This is a genomic window from Thiohalorhabdus denitrificans (assembly GCF_001399755.1).
In the GTDB taxonomy this organism is placed as follows: domain Bacteria; phylum Pseudomonadota; class Gammaproteobacteria; order Thiohalorhabdales; family Thiohalorhabdaceae; genus Thiohalorhabdus; species Thiohalorhabdus denitrificans.
Map to the genome: position 1 here is coordinate 226745 of NZ_LJCP01000010.1, position 20316 is coordinate 247060.

The 20316-nt window shown below is 68.8% G+C and carries 13 protein-coding genes; 9 read left to right on the forward strand and 4 right to left on the reverse strand.

Features of this window, described 5'->3' with window-relative positions:
• Nucleotides 1-72: 72 nt before the first annotated feature.
• Together AN478_RS07770 and trxB are read right to left on the reverse strand one after the other, a co-directional pair.
• Nucleotides 73-633, reverse strand: coding sequence for a Smr/MutS family protein (locus tag AN478_RS07770; protein WP_054966048.1), 561 nt, complete (start codon nt 631-633; stop codon nt 73-75).
• On the reverse strand, nt 612-1547 hold the full coding sequence (gene trxB, locus AN478_RS07775) for a thioredoxin-disulfide reductase (RefSeq protein ID WP_054966049.1): 936 nt from the start codon (nt 1545-1547) through the stop codon (nt 612-614). The genes AN478_RS07770 and trxB overlap by 22 nt, the downstream gene beginning before the upstream one ends.
• Nucleotides 1548-1697: 150 nt before the next feature.
• Here trxB and ald point away from each other — a divergent pair, with 150 nt between their 5' ends.
• The 9 genes from ald (at nt 1698) to AN478_RS07820 (ending at nt 16193) form a co-directional block, all read left to right on the forward strand.
• Nucleotides 1698-2801 (forward strand): alanine dehydrogenase, encoded by a 1104-nt coding sequence (gene ald, locus AN478_RS07780; protein ID WP_176758744.1) that lies wholly within the window; start codon nt 1698-1700, stop codon nt 2799-2801.
• A 78-nt stretch (nt 2802-2879) separates the two neighbouring features.
• Entirely contained in the window at nt 2880-5144 is a 2265-nt protein-coding gene (locus AN478_RS07785; RefSeq protein WP_054966050.1) for an ATPase, T2SS/T4P/T4SS family, read from the forward strand.
• The gene (locus AN478_RS07790) at nt 5144-5596 is read left to right on the forward strand and encodes a chemotaxis protein CheW (protein WP_054966051.1); all 453 of its coding nucleotides are present in this window, start codon (nt 5144-5146) and stop codon (nt 5594-5596) included. The genes AN478_RS07785 and AN478_RS07790 overlap by 1 nt, the downstream gene beginning before the upstream one ends.
• 67 nt (nt 5597-5663) lie before the next feature.
• Nucleotides 5664-7103 carry a methyl-accepting chemotaxis protein gene (locus AN478_RS07795; RefSeq protein ID WP_054966052.1) on the forward strand — a complete coding sequence of 480 codons (1440 nt, stop codon included), beginning with the start codon at nt 5664-5666 and terminating at the stop codon, nt 7101-7103.
• Between the two features lie 9 nt (nt 7104-7112).
• Nucleotides 7113-10496 carry a hybrid sensor histidine kinase/response regulator gene (locus tag AN478_RS07800; protein WP_054966053.1) on the forward strand — a complete coding sequence of 1128 codons (3384 nt, stop codon included), beginning with the start codon at nt 7113-7115 and terminating at the stop codon, nt 10494-10496.
• A gap of 81 nt (nt 10497-10577) precedes the next feature.
• Nucleotides 10578-12926, forward strand: a complete 2349-nt coding sequence (locus tag AN478_RS14715) for a DNA translocase FtsK (RefSeq protein WP_176758745.1) — start codon at nt 10578-10580, stop codon at nt 12924-12926.
• A gap of 102 nt (nt 12927-13028) precedes the next feature.
• The gene (lolA, locus tag AN478_RS07810; RefSeq protein WP_054966055.1) at nt 13029-13655 is read left to right on the forward strand and encodes an outer membrane lipoprotein chaperone LolA; all 627 of its coding nucleotides are present in this window, start codon (nt 13029-13031) and stop codon (nt 13653-13655) included.
• A gap of 86 nt (nt 13656-13741) precedes the next feature.
• On the forward strand, nt 13742-14824 hold the full coding sequence (locus tag AN478_RS07815; protein WP_054966056.1) for an OmpP1/FadL family transporter: 1083 nt from the start codon (nt 13742-13744) through the stop codon (nt 14822-14824).
• A 7-nt stretch (nt 14825-14831) separates the two neighbouring features.
• The gene (locus tag AN478_RS07820; protein ID WP_054966057.1) at nt 14832-16193 is read left to right on the forward strand and encodes a replication-associated recombination protein A; all 1362 of its coding nucleotides are present in this window, start codon (nt 14832-14834) and stop codon (nt 16191-16193) included.
• 389 nt (nt 16194-16582) lie between these two features.
• Here AN478_RS07820 and AN478_RS07825 read toward each other — a convergent pair whose 3' ends face one another.
• Nucleotides 16583-18916 (reverse strand): helicase-related protein, encoded by a 2334-nt coding sequence (locus AN478_RS07825; RefSeq protein WP_231627360.1) that lies wholly within the window; start codon nt 18914-18916, stop codon nt 16583-16585.
• Between the two features lie 164 nt (nt 18917-19080).
• Nucleotides 19081-20304, reverse strand: a complete 1224-nt coding sequence (locus AN478_RS07830) for a DEAD/DEAH box helicase (RefSeq protein WP_054966058.1) — start codon at nt 20302-20304, stop codon at nt 19081-19083.
• Nucleotides 20305-20316: the final 12 nt, after the last annotated feature.

Consider the following 20316-nt stretch of genomic DNA (forward strand, 5'->3'; position numbering starts at 1 on the left):
GGGTTGAGGCGGTCCGGAGGGGAGTGGGAGCCCGCTGAAGCGGGCTCTACAGGGGGCGAACCCCTCCCTGCATCATTTCTTCAGCAGGACGTAGACCGCCCCTGTACCGCCGTCGACGGGCGTGCAGGAGGCGAAGGCCAGCACCTCGTCGCGTCGGGTCAGCCATCTCTGCACCTTGCCGCGCAGCACTCCCTCGCCCCCGGGGGAGCGCAGGCCCTTGCCGTGCACCACCCGGACGCAGCGCCGGCCGCGGGCCAGGGACTGGTGGAGGAAGGCGCCCAGGGATTCCCGGGCCTCCTCCACCCGCAGGCCGTGCAGGTCGATGGCGCCCTCCACGGGCACCTGCCCGGTGCGCAGACGGCGGCGTACGCGGCGCTGCAGCCCCTCCCGGCACCAGAAGACCTCCTCCCCGGTCTCGGCGGGCTCGGGGTCGGCGGCGCCGGTGGCCAGGTCCAGGCGTGCCTGCTCGGCCTCCCGCTCGCGCTGGGCGGCCACCGGAGGCGGGGCGGGGCGCTCGGGGACGGCCCGATCCGTGCTCAGGGGGGCCACGTCCGCCACAGCCTCGCGAAAGACCGCCCGCTCCTCCGGATCGAGCTCGGCGGTCTGGCCGTCTAGGTGTTTTTCTCCAGCCATTTGTCGGCCTCCATGGCCGCCGCGCAGCCGGTGCCGGCGGCGGTGACCGCCTGCCGGAAGTGCTTGTCCTGGACGTCCCCGCAGGCGAACACCCCGGGGATGTTGGTGGCGGTGCTGTCGGGCGCGGTGTTGATGAAGCCGGCGGCGTCCATGTCCAGTTCGCTGCCGAACATGTCCGTATTGGGCTTGTGGCCGATGGCGACGAACACGCCCTGCAGGTCCAGGTCCTGGGTCTCGCTGGTCTGGTTGTTGCGGACCCGCGCGCCGGTGACGCCCATGTTGTCACCGAGCACCTCGTCGAGCTCGGTGTTCCACAGCACCTCGATGTTGTCCTTCTCGAACAGCTTCTCCTGCATGATCCGCTCCGCGCGGAACTCGTCCCGGCGGTGGACCACCGTCACCTGGTCGGCGATGTTGGCCAGGAAGAGGGCCTCCTCCACGGCGGAGTCGCCACCACCCACCACCATGACCTTCTGGCCCTTGTAGAAAAAGCCGTCGCAGGTGGCGCAGGCGGAAACGCCCTTGCCCTTGAACTCCTCCTCAGAGGGCAGGCCCAGGTACTGGGCGGAGGCCCCGGTGGAGATGATCAGGGAGTCGCAGGTGTAGGTGCCCTGGTCGCCCTTGAGAGTGAAGGGACGCTCGTTCAGGTCGGCGGCGCTGATGTGATCGAAGATGATCCGGGTGTCGAACCGCTCCGCCTGCCGTTTCATCCGGTCCATGAGCTCCGGGCCCTGGATCCCCTCAGGCTCCCCGGGCCAGTTGTCCACGTCGGTGGTGGTCATGAGCTGCCCGCCGGGCTCCATGCCCTGGATCACGACCGGGTCGAGGTTGGCGCGGGCCGCGTAGATGGCGGCGGTATAGCCGGCCGGACCGGATCCCAGGATGATCAGGCGGTGGTGTTGGCTTTCGGGCATTCCAGAAGGCTCCAGAGCGGTTGGGGGTTGCGGGTTTGGACCCCTTGGGGAACGGCGTTAGAGTGCTCCTTTATGCGGATCTAGAAAATACTACGCGCCCCGGGCAGCGTAAAGCTGACGGGGCGGATGAGGCATTTCCGGGGAGGCTGTGTGAACCAAGGCATCGAGATCGGTATTCCACGCGAGCGAAAGCCCGAGGAGCAGCGGGTGGCCCTTGTCCCCGAGGCGGTCGGCGAGCTGGTGCGTGATGGGCATCGGGTCCGGGTGGAAAGCGGGGCCGGCGCGGGCAGTGGCTATGGGGACGAGGCCTTCCGGGCCGCCGGCGCGGAGGTGGTGGCCTCCGCGGAGGAGCTCTACGCCAGCCGCCTGATCCTCAAGGTCAAGGAGCCGATTCCCGAGGAATACGACCTCTATCGCAGCGACCACGTCCTGTTCAGCTTCCTTCACCTGGCGGCGGTGCCAGAGCTGGCGGCGTTCCTGCAGGAGCGGGGGGTGACGGCGTTTGCCTTCGAGACCCTCGAGGACGACTCCGGCCGCCTGCCACTGCTGGCGCCCATGAGCGCCATCGCCGGCAAGGTGGCCGCCCAGTACGCCATCACCCTCCTGCACGCCCCCCAGGGGGGGAAGGGGCTACTCCTGGGCGGGGCCCCGGGCACGGAACGCGGGCGGGTGGCCGTGCTCGGGGCCGGTGTCGTGGGCAGCAACGCCGCCGCCCTGCTGAGCGCGGCGGGAGCCCGGGTGGATGTCCTCGATCTGGATCTGGACCGGGCCGAGGACTTAGCCAAGCATGGACCCGGACAGATCACGGGGCTGTATCCCTACCGGGACACTGTTTCCGAGGCTGTGCGACAGGCGGACGTGGTCGTCGGTGCGGTCCTGTCCCCCGGCGCCCGGGCTCCCACGGTGGTAAGCCGCGAGCAGGTGGCCGCAATGGGTCCCGGCTCGGTGATCGCGGACGTGGCCGTTGACCAGGGGGGATGCATCGAGACCACGCGGCCCACGGATTATATCCAGCCCACCTTCGTCGAGGAGGGGGTCATCCATTTCGCCGTGACCAACATCCCCGCCGCCGTACCGCTTAGTGCCAGCAGGTCCCTTTCGGCCCGCTTGTTGCCATACGCCAAAAAGTTGGCAAGAATGCCCTTGAACGATTTGGAGGGGGCTGTGGGACAAGCCCCGGACATGGACGCTGCGCTCAATGTTGTCCGCGGAGGCATCCATCACGAGGGGGTGGCCGCCTCCCTGTCCGGATAGCCGGCGCCCCTCGAAAGGGGGAGGGGACTCTTCGGGGTTCCCGGCGGGGCCTTGGCGCGGATCAGGATGGAAGGGTGTATGGAGACGGGCAAAAAAGGGAAGAAACCGGACCTCGGCGCAAAGCTGGTCGAGAAGGGCCTGCTGAAGGAGCAGACCCTTGCCAGTGCGCGGTCGCAGGCGCAGGAAATAAAGGAGCCCTTCGAAGAATTCCTGATGAAGCAGGGCTATGTTCGGGAGGAGGATCTCCTTCCGATCCTGTCCGAGCTGTACCGGATTCCCCTCGTGAACCTGAACGATCTCACCATTCGTTCGGACGCCGCCAGCCTCCTACCCTACGAGATCGCCAGCAAGTACCAGGTTCTTCCCCTCGGCCAGCGGCGTGGGTCCGTGGTGCTCGCCATGCGCGAGGCCCACAACATCCGTCTGGTGGACGAGCTGCGCTTCCATGTGGGCCGGCCGGTGCAGACGGTGTATGCCCCCCAGAAGGCCATCGAAGACCGCCTTGGCGACGTCTATGGAGCCGGGGGAGCCGGCCTCATAGGGGGCGGTGACGATGGCGCTATTGATGAAGCCATCAGCGAAATGGAGGTGGAAGGGGGGGGCGGCGACGAGGAGGAACAGAGCCAGACTGCCGTGGAGGAGGAGGGCAATTCCTCGCCCATGGTCAAGCTGGTCAACGAGATCCTCTTCCGCGCGGTGCAGAAGGGCGCCTCCGACATCCATCTGGAGTCGGCGGAGAACTCCCTGGTTATCCGTTTCCGGGTTGACGGCGCCCTGCGGGTGATCCGTCGGCTCCCCAAGAAGGTCCAGAACGCCGTCATCTCCCGAATCAAAGTGCTGGGCGGCATGGACATCTCCGATGCCCGCCGGCCGCAGGACGGGCGCCTGAAGATGCGCATGGGAGAGAAGACCCTGGACCTCCGCGTCTCCACGCTGCCCACCTTCTGGGGGGAGAAGGTGGTGATGCGTATCCTGGACCAGGGGGGGGTCGGCCTGGACCTGGACGTGCTAGGATTTCTGCGCGCGGAGCGGGAACAGATCGAGGACATCATGCGCCAGCCCCAGGGCATGATGCTGGTCACCGGCCCCACCGGCTCCGGCAAGACCACCACCCTGTACTCCGTCCTCTCCACGATCAATACCGAGGACATCAACATCATCACGGTGGAGGACCCGGTCGAATTCCAGCTGCCCGGGATCAACCAGGTCCCCGTGAACCCCAAGGCGGGCATGACCTTCGCCGCGGGGCTCCGATCGATCCTGCGCCAGGACCCCAACGTCATCATGGTGGGTGAGATCCGCGACCAGGAGACCGCCGAGATCGCGCTGGAGGCCGCCGAAACCGGCCACATGGTGTTCTCCACACTGCACACCACCTCTGCGGCCGGGGCGGTTACCCGTTTGCTCGAGATGGAAGTACCCGGATACCTGATCTCCTCCAGCCTTTCCGGGGTGATCGCTCAGCGGCTTCTGCGGCGCAACTGTCCCGACTGCAGCGAGCCGGTGGATGTCGGCGATGCCATGCGCAAGAAGTACAACATCCCCGACCACATCACCTTCTACGAGGGCCAGGGCTGCTCCACCTGCGACGGCCAGGGCAAGAAGGGCCGGATGGGCGTCTATGAGATGCTCATCCCCGACCGGGAGGTGATCGAGGGCCTCAACCGGGGGGCCAGCGAGGCGGACCTGGTGGAGCTGGCCCGGCGCTCGGGCATGAACCTCATGTTCGAGGACGGGCTGGTCAAGGCCATGCGCGGGGCGGTGGCCTTCAGCGACGTGCTCAACACGGTGGGCTCGCCCACGGGGGTGAACGTTGACGCCGAGCGGCTCCTGGAGCAGGCTGATTTGCCCTGGTCGGAGCGGGGTCTTACCGCCACCCGCAAGAAGGAACGGGGAGCGGACGAGCCCGAGACCATCCTGGTGGTGGACGATTCTCGAACCATCCGGGACATGAGCCGCTTCGTGCTGGAAAGCGAAGGGTTCCGGGTCATCCAGGCGGAGGACGGCCGGGAGGGGTTCGAAGTGCTCTGCAAGGAGATGCCGGATCTGGTGCTCACCGATATGCAGATGCCCAACATGGATGGCGACGAGCTGACCCAGAAGATCAAAGGGGACCCCAGCCTCGCCCGGATCCCGGTGGTGGTGCTCACCTCCCAGGAGGGGGAGGAGACGGAAGCGGGGGTGCTCGGCCACGGCGCCGACGATTTCATCAACAAACCCATCGAGCCCATGACCCTCACCGCACGAGTCAAGAAGATCCTGGCCACCTATCGGCAGTTCTACGGGGAGGAGGGGAAAGCCCCCGGCCAGGATGACGATCTGCCCCAACAGGTGGTTTCCTAGTGGCCGCCGTCCAAGAAGGCTATGGGAGCGGGGCGGCACAAGCGGAGGGCCGCTTCACCATCGTCGGCCTCGGGGGGTGGTATTTCGCCGTCCCGCTGGAGCGCTCCGCGGGGTCCATGGAGGCCGTGTCCCTGACCCGCGTCCCCATGGCTCCGGAGGCGGTGATGGGCCTGACCCACATTCAAGGGCGGATCCTTACCGTCCTGGATCTTCGCCATCTGCTCGGCCTGGAGATCGAAGCTTCCCCGCGGCGGTTTCTTCTGGTGGATGACGAGGAGGAGCAGGTAGGGCTTGTGGTCGATACGGTGGAGGACATTGTCCTGGTTGCGCCGCTGGATCTGGACTCCATCGAGGTGGAGCTGCCCCCCGGGGTGCGGGCGAATGCCTCGGGTTTCTTCCGGTGGCGGGGGAACCCCGTGGTGAACCTCTCCGTCGAGCGGCTCTTGAAATGAACGGCAAATGGGCGGGGCCCGTAGCGGGCCAAAAGCCCGGCAGGGGCAATCAATAAAGGGATGATGCATGTCCACGCTTAACATCAGGCAACGGATCCTGCTGGGGATCAGTGCCGTCCTCGTGCTCTGGGTGCTGATCGTAGCCGTAACCTACCTGGTTCAAGACAAGCAGGCCCGGCTCCTGGAGGATTACTCCCAGGCGAACCACCAGGCCGAGACGGTGACGCGGATGCAGCTCGCCCTGGTGGGGCTCCTGCCGCCCATGAATGGCTATCTGCAGTCTCTCGATCCGGAGCACCGAGAAGCCTTCGAGGGGGAGCTCCAGAACTACCGGCAGGCCATGCAGAAAGTGGAGCAGATCCCGGATCTCCCGGAGAAAGCCCAGAACAACATCAAAGAGGTCAAGGACCTAGTGGAGAACATCGAATCCACGGGGTCCCAGATCTTGGAGGTGGACGAGGTCACCTCCACCGAGGAATCCATGGCCACCATCGCGGAGTCCCTGGTCTACCTCGCCAAGGACAAGTCCGACGACTTGCGTGGCACCCTGACCCGAAGGGCCGAGGGACTGCAGGAGGATGTGCAGGAACAGTCCCAGTTCGCCATCCTTGTCAGCCTCGGGGTTACCGGGGCGGCCATCCTGATTGCGCTGCCCCTGACCATCTTCATGGTGGGCTGGATCCGGCGCACCGTGGATGGCCTTCGGGCCCGCGTGCAGGAGGAATCCTCCGCCATTCTGGGATCCATGGAGGCCCAGATCCGGTTCACCTCCGAACTGGAACAGTCCATGGGCACCATGACCCAGTCCATGGAGCAGATGAGCGGCGTGTCCCGGGATATCGCCCAGTCGGCCTCCTCGGTGGACGAGGTGGCGCGGGAGACCCGAGAGACCGCCCGCAATGGCGCGAAGGACGTGGAGCGGGTGGTGCGCTCCATGGACGAGATCCGTAACGGCGTGCGCGACATCAACAACAAGATTACCCATACGGGTACCAAGGCCCAGCAGATCGCCGACGCGGTGGCCTCCATCGACGAGATCGCCGACGAGACCCACATGCTCGCCCTGAACGCCGCTATCGAGTCGGCGGCCGCCGGGGAGTACGGCCAGCGCTTCGGCGTGGTGGCTGCGGAGGTTCGTCGCCTCGCCGAGCGCACCCGGGAATTTACCGACGAAGCCAACCGGCTCATGCAGGAGGTGCGGTCCTCCACCGAATCCTCCATCGAGGCCACGGAGACGGGCGTGCAATCCGTGGAACAGGGAGTGGAGATGACCAAGCAGGCCGGCCAGGCCCTGTCCGGAATTCTGGAAATGACGGACCGTACCGCCCAGGCCACCCAGCAGATCGCCACCTCCACCGAGGAGCAAGACGCCTCCACTGCCGAAGTCCGGCAACAGCTCGAGGACATCTCCGCCAAGCTTCAGGAGACCACCAAGGGCCTCAAGCAGTCCGAGGAGATCGCGTACCGCATGAGCGAGGTCTCGGACCGCATGAACCGGGAGCTTTAAGGGCACCCGATGGCCTCCGGATTCGACTTCTCCGCATTCATCGCCGGCTTCCAGGAGGAGGCCGAAGAGCGCCTCCACGCCATCGAGTCCACCCTCGTCGAGCTGGAGAAGGGCGGGGTGGACGCCGACCAGATGGAGCGTCTGCGCCGGGATGCCCACTCGGTGAAGGGCTCCGCCAACATGCTCCAGCTACGGGACATCGGCGAGTCCGCCCATGTCCTGGAGGACGCCTTCGCCTACCTGCGGGATGGGACCGCCGCGCCCCATCGGGACTATACGGATTTCATGTTCCAGGTGGTGGATGCCCTCCGCTCCCGGATCGGGGAAGCCGACGCCCCGGACTCCCAACCGCTGGATGCCGACGGACTGCGGGAGCAGCTGGAGGGCCTGGGGGCCCAAGAGGATGAGCCGGCCGAGGAACCGCCGCCGCAGGAGCCTGCGGCGGCCGCGGAACCCGCTTTCCCCCAGGAGGAGGCGGAACCCGGACCGGCGTCGTCCACCCCGCTCTCCGCGCCCGATCCGGATCCCGAGCCCGACCCCGACCCCGCACCCGCGGAGCCTCCCAATGATCCCGGGGGAAGCTCTCCCGTGGAGCCTGCAGCGTCCGCGGCATCCGATCCCCTTGCGGATGTGCGCGGCGAGGCGTCCGCCATACTGGACGGCATCCAGGAAGTCCTCGGTTCCAACGACCCCATGGCCGCCGCCTCGGACTCCTTCCTCGACCGCACCGACAACCTGGCTGTCTCCCTGCGTCAGGCCGGACTGGAGGACGCGGCGGAGGGGCTCGACCTGATCGCCGGGGTTCTGGAAACCCCGGCGGTGGGGGGGCTGCCGGCCTCCCTCGGGGAATTGCTGCAGAACCTGGCCCATCGGGTCCGCCTCCGGCTCGACCACGCCGGGGGGCCCGACGCCCGCCCCTTGGACCAGCAAAAGATCCGGCAGGCCCGGGAGCTCCTGGAGCAATGGGGGCTCATTCAGGCCGGGGAGGGGCCGGCGGACCCTGGGCAGGCCCCTTCTCCGGAGCCGGAGCATCCCCCAGTGGCCCCTACGGGCGGGGAGGGTGCGTCCGCTGAGGAAGGGGACGAGGTCCCTGCCATCGCCCAGTCCGGGAGCGCCGCGGGACGTACTGCCTCGCGCAAAGGCGCGGGCATGGATGTCTCCGCCTTCCTGGAAGGATTCCAGGGTGAGGCCCTGGAAGAGCTGGCCTTGATCCAGGACGGGCTGCTGAAAGCGGAGCAGGGGGAGCTGGACGAGGAGCCCCTCGATACCATGCGGCAGAAGGCCCACAGCCTGAAGGGGTCGGCCAACATGCTGGGGGTGGAGGACATCGGCGGCGGCGCCGAGCTTCTCGAAGAGGGCCTGGTAACCCTGGCCTCGGGGGAGAAGGGCGATGTCGGGGCCCTCCTGGGGCTCCATGACGCCCTGCGCGAGGCCACCGACCAGGTACTCGCCGAGGATCGGCCCCGGGTGGACGTGGCAGGATGGCGGAAGCGCCTGGAGGAGGGGCCGCCCGAAACGGTCCGCGAGCCCGATCCCGCGCCCGCCGCCGCTCCGGAAGCGCCCAAGCCTCCCCCGGAGGCACCAACCTCGGAGGAGCCGGCGCCCCCTACCGAACCCCCGCAGGCCGAGCCCGGGAAGGCCCGATCCGCCAGCACGGGTCGCGGGACGATGCGGGTTAGCGCCCAGCGCCTCGAGCGCCTGAGCGAGGGGGTGATCGGTCTGGCCATGGACCGGGCCACCCAGGAGGACCGCCGGGCCGAGATGGACCAGATCATCTCCGACTTCCGCGCCCTGCGTAGCCAGTGGGAGCTGCTGGAGGGAGAGCTGCCCGAGTCGGGGCCCCTAGTGCAGCAGCAGAAGAGCCTCGCCAACCAGCTGGAGAACCTTTCCCAGGCCCTGAACCGTTTCCGCCAGGAAACCGAGCTGGACATCGCCGCCCGGCACGGCCTGTACGACGAGATCCACCAACGGGTCATGGCCCTCATGGTCTCCCCCCTGGGAACCATCTTCTCCGTGCTGCCCCGATCGGCCCGGGACCTGGCCCAGCGGTTCCAGAAGCGGGTGGAGCTCTCCATCGAGGGCAGCGAGATTGAGCTGGAGCGGAAGAACGTCGACGCGCTCCTCGAGCCCCTTGTCCACTTGGTGACCAACGCCATATCCCACGGTATCGAGGATCCCGCCGAGCGCGAGGCGACCGGCAAGAATCCGGTGGGGCATATCCTGGTCCGCGCGGAGCACGTGGGCGGCGAGGTGGCCATCTCCGTATCCGACGACGGTCGCGGTATCGATTACGAGAAGGTTCGCGAGACGGCGATCCGCACTGGCGTGACCACGGCCGCGGAAGCCGAGAGCATGCTTCCCTACGACCTGCTGCAAATGCTTTTCCGCCCCGGTTTCTCCACCAAGGAGGAGGTCAGCCAGATCTCCGGCCGGGGAATCGGCATGAACGCCGTCCGTGACGCCGTCCAGCGTATGACCGGCTCCATCCAGGTGGACTCGGAGGTGGGGAAGGGCACCACCTTCACGCTCAACATACCCGTCTCCACCGCCGTGCAGCGGGTGCTGAAATTCCGAGTCGGGAACGAAGTCTACGGCGTGCTCGCCAACCAGGTGGAGCGGATCCTCGGGCTCAACGAGGTGGTGCTCACCGAATCCCGGGGCCAGCGGCATTTCCAGTACCATGGCAACCAGGTTCCGGCCACTTGGCTTAGCGAGCTGTTCGCCACCACCAGCGACGAGATCCAGGAGACGCGAAACCTGCGGCTGGTGGTGGTGCGCCACCTGGAGGGCTACATCGGGCTGGTGGTGGACGATGTCATCGAGGAGACCCAGGCGGTGGTCAAGGATGTCACAGGCTACCTCCGCCGCCACTCCGTCCAGGGCCTGATCGGCACCACCATCTCCGGCGCCGGCGAGGTGCAGCTGCTTCTGGAGCCCACGGGCATCAAGGAGATGGAACGTACCGCGCCGCTGTCGCTGCAGTCGGGCGAGCGGCTGCCCGAGGATCCCCTGCGAGGACTGCGGGTGCTGCTGGTGGAGGACTCGCCGCTCGCCCGGCAAATGGAACGGGCGGTTCTGGAGAACGCGGGGATGGAGGTCGACACGGCCGTGGATGGCCTGGACGCCCTCGATCGCATGGAGGTGAAATTCCCCGACATCGTCATCTCCGACGTGGAGATGCCCCGCATGGACGGCTACGACCTCCTGCGCAAGCTGCGCGACGACAGCCGCTACCGCGGCCTGCCCGTGTTCATGGTCACCTCCCGCGACAGCGAGGAGGACCGGGGGACGGCGCAGCACCTCGGCGCGGACGGCTTCCTCAACAAGATGGATCTGCAGTCCGGGAACTTGATCGAAGAGATTCGCAGCCGCCTCGAGCAGCTTTATGTTTGAACCCTGTGCCTGTCCGTTCCCCGGACGGACACCCGCCACTCCATGTTTCGATCACCACGGGGTAGCCTAGGCGGTATGCGTGTGCCCCTTCTTCGTGACAGTCTCGCCATTGTCCTGCTGGTGGCGGCGGGCTTCGCCACCCTGGCCCTGCTGACCTACCATCCCGCGGACCCCAGCTGGTCCATAGCCGGTGGCTCCGAGGTACGCAACGCCGGCGGCCCGGTGGGAGCTTATCTGGCCGATGTGCTGTACCGTTTTCTCGGACTGGGGGCCTACCTCCTGGTGGCCGCGGTGGTGCTACAGGGGGGGAGGCACTTGCTCGGCCGTTGGGATCGTCGGCAGGCCGCCATCCAGTGGGTCGGGACCCTGGCCGTTCTCCCCGCGGTCGCGTCCCTGCTGCAGCTCCTCTGGCCGGATCCCTATCCCTGGCTCGGGGATACCGGTGCGGGGGGCATTCTGGGGATGCTGTTGACCTCCTTCCTGGTTCCCTACCTCAATGTGCCCGGGGCCGGCCTTACCCTCGCGGGCCTGCTGATTCTCGGGCTCACGGCGGCCTCGGGCCGGTCCTGGCTGGAGGTCCTGGAGACCACCGGGCGGGCCACCGTGGGCCTGGGCCGGGGCGTGAACCGTTCCCTCCGTCGAACCGGGCGGGCCCTGGGAAGGGCCGGAAGGCGCATGGCCGGCGGCCTGCGGCGCCGGCCCCGCCTCTACGGTAGCCCCCGTCCACCCCGGGCGGTGGAGTCCGGTCCCGCCCGGACCCCCGACCCGGGTCCCCCGGCCGACGAGGCGGTGGAGCCCGCCCCGCGCGTCCTCGACGAACCCCCGGCCCTCGAATCCCTGGAGGCCGAATCCGTTCCGGAGGAGATGCCGGACCCCGAGGCGCCGCCAGCATCGCCCAAGCAGAAGAAGAAGGCGAAGAAGGCCGCCGGCAAGGCCGCCAAGGGCACGCCGGCATCGCCCTATCCCGCCGTCGATCTTCTCGATGCCACTACCGGCGGTGGGGCACGGAACTCCGAGGAAGGCCTCGACGAACAGGCCCGGCTGCTGGAGGAACGGCTGGCGGACTTCAACGTCTCCGCCACCGTGACCGAATACCATTCGGGGCCCGTGGTAACCCGCTTCGAGCTCGAGCTGGCCCCCGGGACCAAGGTCAGCAAGGTCACCAACCTGGCCAAGGACCTGGCCCGGAGCCTGGCCGTACAGAGCGTGCGGGTGGTGGAGAATGTCCCGGGCAAGCCGGTGATCGGCCTGGAGGTGCCGCGCGCCAAGCGGGAGATGGTGCGGATCCGGGAGATCATCGAATCCGACGCTTTCCAGGACGCCAAATCGCCCCTGACCCTTGCCCTCGGTACCGACATCGCGGGTGCCCCGGTGGTCACCGACCTGGGCGCCATGCCGCACCTGCTGGTGGCCGGGACCACCGGCGCGGGCAAATCCGTGGGCATCAACTCCATGCTTTTGTCCCTGGTCTACAAGGCCTCCGCCGAGGACGTCCGGCTGATCCTCGTGGACCCGAAGATGCTGGAGCTCTCGGTCTACGACGGCATCCCGCACCTGCTTGCGCCGGTGGTCACCGACATGAGCGAGGCGGCCAACGCCTTCAAGTGGTGCATCGCCGAGATGGAGCGGCGCTTCCAGCTCATGGCCCACGTGGGGGTGCGGTCCCTGGCGGCCTACAACCAGCGCATCCGCGACGCCAAGGAGGCGGGGGACCCGTTGCGCGGCCCCTCCACCGACGGCGTCCACGAAGGGCCCGAGCTCGAGCCGCAGCCCTGGATCGTTGTGGTGGTGGACGAGCTGGCGGATCTCATGATGGTGGCGGGCAAGCAGGTGGAGGAGTCCATCACCCGGCTGGCCCAGAAGGCCCGCGCCGCCGGCATCCATCTGATCCTGGCCACTCAGCGCCCCTCCGTGGACGTCCTCACCGGGCTGATCAAGGCTAACATCCCGGCGCGTATCTCCTTCCAGGTGAACCAGCGGGTGGATTCGCGCACCATCCTCGACCAGGGCGGGGCCGAGCAGCTCCTCGGCAAGGGGGACATGCTGTTCTTCCCGGCCTCCTACAGCGCGCCCCGCCGGGTTCACGGCGCGTTCGTGGAGGACGAGGAGGTGGAGCGGGTGGTGAGCCACCTCAAAGCGGTTGGGGTTCCCGAGTACGACGAGGCGGTCCTGGCCGACCCCGACGAAGGCACCGTCGTCGGAGAGGAGGGCGGGGCGGAGGACGCCGAGACCGACCCGCTCTACGACCAGGCGGTGCAGATCGTCACCGAGTCCCGCCGGGCCTCCATCTCCAACGTGCAAAGGCGCCTGCGGGTGGGCTACAATCGTGCGGCGCGGCTCATCGACGCCATGGAACGATCCGGCGTGGTGGGGCCGCAGCAGTCCAACGGCAGTCGGGAGGTTCTGGCCCCGCCCCCGGTGGAGGGCTGACCCCGGCCGCTCGCCATCCCTCACTATGCCCCAGGAGGCACAGGCATCCTTCCCGTTATGGCTGGTTTCCGAGGATCATTACGGCACGCGGCCGGTGCCCTGATGGCGGCCTTTCTAACCACCCCCCTGCCGGCCTCCGCCGATGCCCCGTCGGGCCTGGAGCGCCTGGAGCGGTTCTACGAGGAGACGCGCTCCCTGCGGGCCGATTTCAGCCAGGAGGTGGCGGGTCCCGAGGGAGAGGTTCAGGAGCGCAGCCAGGGGGAGGTGTGGATCGAGCGGCCCGACCGGTTCCGCTGGGACTATAGCGAGCCCTATCCCCAAAAGATCGTCGCCGACGGGGAAACGGTCCAGTTCTACGACCCCGAGATGGAGCAGGTCACCGTCCGGGATTTCACCCAGGGTCTGGGACATACCCCGAGCAGCGTCCTGTCGGGAAGCGGGGACCTGAGCCGCCAGTTCGAGATTCGTGAGGGCGGCAGGAAGGACGGCTTGGCCTGGGTGGAGCTGATCCCCCGTGACCGGGAGCAAGCGGGCTTCCGCTCGGCCCGGGTAGGATTGGCGGCGGATCCGGTGCGGCTGCGGGAGTTCGTTTTCACCGACCCCTTCGATAACCGGACCCGGCTCCAGTTCGAGAACATCCGCGTGAATCCCGCACTCGATGCGGATCTGTTCAATTTCCAGCCGCCTCCCGGCACCGATGTGCTCGGCGGAGGCGGACGTAACGGATGAACCTATTCATGCAGCAGCTAGTTCCAGGCAAGGCCCACCCATCGAGGGGGGCGATCCGGCACGGGCTACCCCTTCTGGTCCTTAGCATGTCCGCCGCCTCGGCCTCGGCCACGGGGTTCAAGGAAGGCAGCCGTTCCGCCGAGGGCCTGGGGGTGGCCAACGCCCTCGGGGCCGATGCCGAGCACGTGAGCAGCATGGCCTACAACCCGGCGGCCCTGGCCTTCCAGGACGGCCGGCACGTCCAGGCTTCCCTCACCCGGCCCTATATGAAGATGGAGGCCCCCGCGAGCGGCAATAGCCGACCGGACACCACCCTCTATCCGAGCAGCCTGTACGCCACCTACCGCAGCCCCGCCTCCGCCTTCGGGCTGGGCCTGGCCGTGGACCGGCCTTACCGCATGGACAGCGAATGGGACTTCGGGGAGGCAGATGCCGCCACCCGGACCGAGCTGGACCTGGTGGACGTCAATCCCACGGTTTCCTACCGGCTGCGGCCCGACCTGGCCCTGTCCGTGGGGGCCGACTACTACCGTGCCCTGGACTTCGAGTACTCCTCCGTGGCCTCCGATGGGAGCAGCGAGGTGGTCCGCACCGGCGACGGCGACGCCTGGGGCGGAACGGTGGGCCTCATGTTCTGGCGGGAGTCCTGGTCCCTGGCCGCCACCTTTTCCAGCGGGGCGGATCTGACCCTGGCGGGGGACAACCTGGAGGACTACGATTTCCGCCTACCTTCCGAGGCCCGCATCGGCTTCAAATACCGGCCCTCACTGCGCTGGTCCGTGCATCTGGATGCGGTGCGCACGGGGTGGGATGAATACGACGGCCTGGAGGGCGTGGACCCCACTGGCAAGGACTGGGACGCCACGGTTGGCTACAAGGCCGGGGCGATCGCCCGTCTTTCGGACCGCTCGGAGATCCGCTTCGGCTATTCCTACCAGCCCGACCCCAAGGACGACACCACCTTCGACCCCCGCTCGCCGAGCGGCGACGAGCACCTGTTGACGGTTGGCGGCGGGTGGCGGGGGAAGAACCTGACCATGGATGTTGCCTACACCTACGCCATCTCGCCCTCCCGGCATGTGGACGGGGCAGCGGTGGGCGCCTATGACGGCCGGCACCGCACCAACGCCCAGTACCTGATGTTCTCCCTGGGCTGGTCCAACTTCTAGGCCTGGCATGAGCGAGCCGGACCTGTTCAGCGCCGCCGGGGGGGACGATCCCGGCCGGCCACTGGCCGACCGGCTCCGGCCCCGGACCCTGGAGGAATTCGTCGGCCAGGAGCACCTCCTGGGGGAGGGCATGCCCCTGCGCCGGGCCATCGAATCCGATCGCCTCCATTCCATGATCTTCTGGGGCCCGCCCGGCACCGGCAAGACCACCCTGGCCCGCATCGTCGCGGAGCGCACCGGCTACGCCTTCCTGCAGATCTCCGCGGTGTTCTCGGGGGTCAAGGACATCCGCGCCGCCATCGACCAGGCCCGCCGTGAACGCCAGGAGCAGGGCCGCCCGGCGGTGCTGTTCGTGGACGAGGTGCACCGCTTCAACAAGGCCCAGCTCGACGGCTTCCTGCCCGCGGTGGAGGACGGCACCGTCACCCTGATCGGCGCCACCACCGAGAACCCCTCCTTCGAGCTCAACGCCGCGCTGCTGTCCCGGTGCCGGGTCTACGTGCTGAAGGCCCTGCAAACCGGGGACCTGCGGCGCATGCTGGAACGGGCCCTGGCGGACACCGAACGCGGCCTGGGCGCCTGGGATGTCCAGGTCGGCGAGGAGGAGCTGGACCTCCTGGCCGCCGCGGCGGACGGCGACGCCCGGCGTGCCCTGACCCTGCTGGAGCTCGGGGTGGAGACCGCGCGCGCCGCTGGCGAGGAGCCGGTGCGAGTGGACCGGGAGACGGTGGAGGCGGTGGCCGGTGGCCGGGTGCGGCGCTACGACAAGGCCGGCGACCAGCACTACGATCTGATCTCCGCCCTGCACAAGTCCATCCGCGGCAGCGACCCCGACGGCGCCGTCTACTGGCTGACCCGCATGCTCGATGGCGGCGACGATCCCCTCTACATCGCTCGCCGGCTGGTGCGCATCGCCTCCGAGGACGTGGGCAACGCCGACCCGCGCGCCCTGCAGGTGACCCTCAACGCCCGCGACGCCTACGACTTCCTCGGCACCCCGGAAGGGGAGCTGGCCCTGGCCCAGGCCGCCATCTACCTGGCGGTGGCCCCCAAGTCCAACGCCGCCTACCGCGCTTTCAACGAAGCAGCCGCGGAGGTGGAGGCCAGCGGCAGCCTGGAGGTGCCCCACCACATCCGCAACGCCCCCACCCGGCTCATGAAGAAGCTGGGTTACGGCGAGGGCTACCAGTACGACCACGACCACGAAGGGGGCGTGGCCCCCGAGCAGACCTTCCTCCCCGAGGAGCTGGCGGAGCGGGTCTATTACCGGCCCACGGATCGGGGGCTGGAGGGCCGCATCCGCGAGCGCGTGGAGGAGGTGCAACGTAAGCGGCGGGACGGGGGGCGTAGGGAGAATGAGAACGAATAGAGAGCTTAAGGGCTTACCTACAACCGGGTTCGCGTAGAACCGCGCAGGCGGGAAAGCTGTAACCGCAGAAACGCGGAGGGCGCGGAGAACGGCAAGGGATAACCACGGAGCGGCCGGAGGCCACGCGGAAAGGCCTGGCTGGACTTGGCTTCCGGTACCGGCGGGCGGGGAGGCCGCTTCGTGGTAGAGCATTTGCCGGAACCTAAATACGCAGCCCGCCACAGCCCGGAACTGCACGCCGCTAGAGGGCTCCCGCCCATATCTCGTCCGGGACGTGGTCTTGCGTTCTCCTCCGTCGTGCTCCGTGACCTCCGTAGTAAGGAAAGCCTTTACTGTCTGTTTTCTCTGCGCCCTCCGCGTCCCTGCGGTGAAACCCCGCATGGCCGGGGTCAGGACACCGGCACCAACCGGGAGCCGTCGCGGTACTGCACCTTCCAGCCCTGCCAGGCGGGCAGCTCGCTGCGCTTGGGCACCGTGGTGCGGCGCCCCCCCACCTTCTCCACGGTGACCCGCTTGCGCCGGGGCTCGTAGTGGGCCACGGCGTCGATCCCCTCCAGGGTCAGCCGGCGCGGGTAGTGTCGATCGAAGCGGGGACGCTCCCATTCGGGGATGCCTTCGAAGGCGAGGTCTCCGGCCTCCACCAGCTCAAGGTCGGCGCCCCGCTCCACGCCCAGTCCCTCCAGGCGCTCAACCAGCCACCGGCGGGGCTCCGGGGCTTCCTCCCCCTCGCCGAGGCCCAGGGCTATGTAGAGGTTCCAGGCCTCGATCTCTTCCCGGAGCCGTTCCCCCAGATCCCCCATGAGCTTGCCCTCCAGGATCAGGTCGGCCAGGGCCTCGCGGAGGGCCTCCCCCTCCGCCTCCACCGTGTCCGAGGCGATGGTGCGTCCCGCGTAGAGGCGGCGGGCGGTGACCGTGACGGTCTCGCCGTCCCAGGCCGGTTCGTCGTGCGCCACGTCGCCGAGACCTTGGCCCGCGAGAATCTCCAGGCCCACCGGCGCCATGCAGGTGCCGAGGTTGAGGGTCTTGGTGGTGCCTTTGCCGGGAATGCTGTGCTGATCGAAGACCACCGCCGCCTCGGCATCCTCCGGGAAGCGCGATTCCTCCGCGGGCTGGATCTCGGTGTGGCCGTTGCCCAGGGCGCTGCGCCGCTTGGCGCGGCGCACATAGGCGAGCTCGGGCGCGGCGGCCAAGGCGGCCGCCAGCAGGGCCTCGCGGGGCAGCGGGGCGTCGGGGCTGCGCTCCGGCAGGTCCAGCGCCCGGCGCACCTGGTCGGCCATGCGCCGGGCCTCGGCCAGCGCCCCGCGGTTGGCGGGCACGGCCTTCGGCGGATCGGCGCGCACCAGGCGGATGCGCGTGGCGGCGTCGCAGTGCTCGGGGGCCCAGTCCTGCAGGGCCTCCCATTCTTCCTCCTTGCGGAGGGGGCGCAGGAGCGCCCGATCGGCGCTCAGGGCCGCGGCGAGGTCGGTCATGGCCGCCCGGGTATCCGTATCGGGCATGGCCGTGATCAGGTGGGCGAACAGCGGGTCCAGGGGCAGGGGGAACAGGCGCCGGCCGTGCTCGGTGAGGTGGCCGGCATCGTCGATGGCGTCCATGGCGCGAAGGCGCTGCCAAGCGCGCTCCAGGGCGTGCTCGGGAAGGGGATCGGGGAATACCAGCTCGGTGACCGGGGAGCCGCTGGCCGCGGCGGCGAGCAGCAGGTCGTCCAGCTCCTCCCGGGCCACCTCGGGCGGAGTGTAGTCCTCCAGGCGCGCCTCCCGGGCCCACAGGCGCAGGCAGCGTCCCGGACCCAGGCGCCCGGCGCGGCCGGCGCGCTGGTCGGCGGCGGCCTGGGAGATGGCCTGCAGGCCCAGCACGGTGCGCCCGCCGCGGTGGTGGGTGCGCCGCTCCAGGCCGGAGTCCACCACCACACGGACCCCCGGCAGGGTCAGGGAGGTCTCGGCCACGTTGGTGGCCAGGATCACCCGCCGGTGCTCGGCGGTGCGCAGGGCCTTGTCCTGAACAGCGGTGTCCACCCCGGCGTGGAGGGGGATCACCTCCGTGTCCGTGCCGGACAGGGCCTGCTCCGCCGCCCGGATCTCGCCCCGGCCGGGCAGGAACACCAGGATGTCCCCCTCGTCGGTCTCCTGGAGCATGCGCCGAACGGCCTTGGCCACGCGCTGCTCCAGGTGTTTGGTGGAAGGCAGCGACGGCTCCCCGCCGTAGGCGATGTCCACCGGGTGGGTGCGGCCCTCCGCCTCCAGCCGGGTCCCTTCCAGGTAGCGGGCGAGGCGCCCCCCGGCCACGGTGGCGGAGGTGACCACCAGGCGGTGGCGGCCTGCGCCCTTGAGCAGCGCAGCCAGCAGGTCTGTGTCCCAGCGGCGCTCGTGGAATTCGTCCAGCACCACCGTGGCGTAGCCGGCCAGGCCGTCGGCGGCAAGCCAGCGCAGCGCCACGCCCGGAGTGACGAAGACGATGCGGGTGTCCGCGCCGTGCCGGGCGTCGAAGCGCACGGCGTAGCCGACCTCCGGGCCCACCTCCCCACCGCGCAGCTCGGCCACGTGCCGGGCCAGGGAACGCGCCGCCATGCGGCGCGGCTCTACGATGAGGACCGGGCCCCGCTCGGCGCACCACAGGGGCAGGCGGGTGGACTTGCCGCTGCCGGTGGGTGCCTCCACCACCACGTGGCCGGCGGCCAGGGCGCCGTCGAACTCGTCCCGGAGCTTTTCGATGGGCAGTGCTTGCATGGATCGCAGGGGCTGGTACTGGAGCGGGACAGGATAGCGCAGGGGAGGGGGGTGCGCCCAAGGGCCGGGAGCCACAAAAAAACCGGCCTCCGATGCGGATGCATCGAAGGCCGGTCCGTGTCCTGCTTTACAGCCGAGGCCGCCCCGCGCGGCCTTGGGTGGGCCTAGGCCCGACGGCGGTCCTGGCCGCCGCGGCCCTGGCCGTTGCCACGACCCTGGCGGCCGTTGTTCGGGCCGTTGCGCCGGGGACCCGAGGAGGCCTTGGCGGTGGGCTCGAAGCCCTCCGCCACGCTGGCAGGGATCCGGCACTCCACGACCCGCTCGATGGCGTTCAGCTGCCGGCGCTCGTCGGCGCAGACCAGGGAGACCGCGTTGCCCTCGGCGCCGCCCCGGCCCGTGCGACCGATGCGGTGCACGTAGTCCTCGGCGTTGTCCGGAAGCTCGAAATTGACCACGTGGGGGAGGCTATCGATATCGAGGCCCCGGGCGGCCACATCGGTGGCCACCAGCGCCTGCACCTGGTTCCGCTTGAAGGAGGAGAGCGCTTTGGTGCGGGCGCCCTGGGTCTTGTCGCCGTGGATGGCGGTGGAGCGCACGCCCTCCCGCTCCAGGTGCTCGGCGAGCTTGTCGGCGCCGCGCTTGGTGCGGGTGAAGACCAGCACCTGACCCCAATCCTCGCTGTCGATGAGGTGGGTGAGCAGGTCCCGCTTGCGGTTGCCGTCCACCAGGTAGGCGGACTGGGTTACCCCCTCGGCGGCGGCGTTGGGGCGGGCCATCTCGATGCGCTCGGGATCGCTCAGGAAGCGCTCGGCCAGCTTGCGGATGGCCTTGGAGAAGGTGGCCGAGAACAGCAGGGTCTGGCGCTGGCTGGGCACGGCGCGCAGGATCTTCTCGATGGGCTGGATGAAGCCCATGTCCAGCATGCGGTCGGCCTCGTCGAGGACCACCGTCTCCACCTTGGAGAGGTCCACGGTGCCGCGCTCCATGTGGTCCATGAGGCGGCCGGGGGTGGCCACCAGCACGTCCACGCCGCGCTTCAGGGCGCCGATCTGCTTGCCGATGGGCATGCCGCCGTAGACGGCGGTGGTCCGAACCTTGGCCTGCTTGCCGTAGGTGCCGACGCTCTCAACCACCTGTCCCGCCAGCTCGCGGGTGGGGGTGAGCACGAGGACGCGCGGGGCGGATCCGCTCGGCCCGCCGAGATTATGCAGCATGGGCAGGGTGAAGGCGGCGGTCTTGCCGGTGCCCGTCTGGGCGGTGGCCATGACATCCTTGCCGGCCAGCACGGCGGGAATGGCCGCCGCCTGGATGGGGGTGGGCTCGCTGTAGCCCTGCGCCTCGACGGCGCTCAGAATCCCGGCGGAAAGACCGAGGGAAGAAAAGGACATATTGTTCGCTCC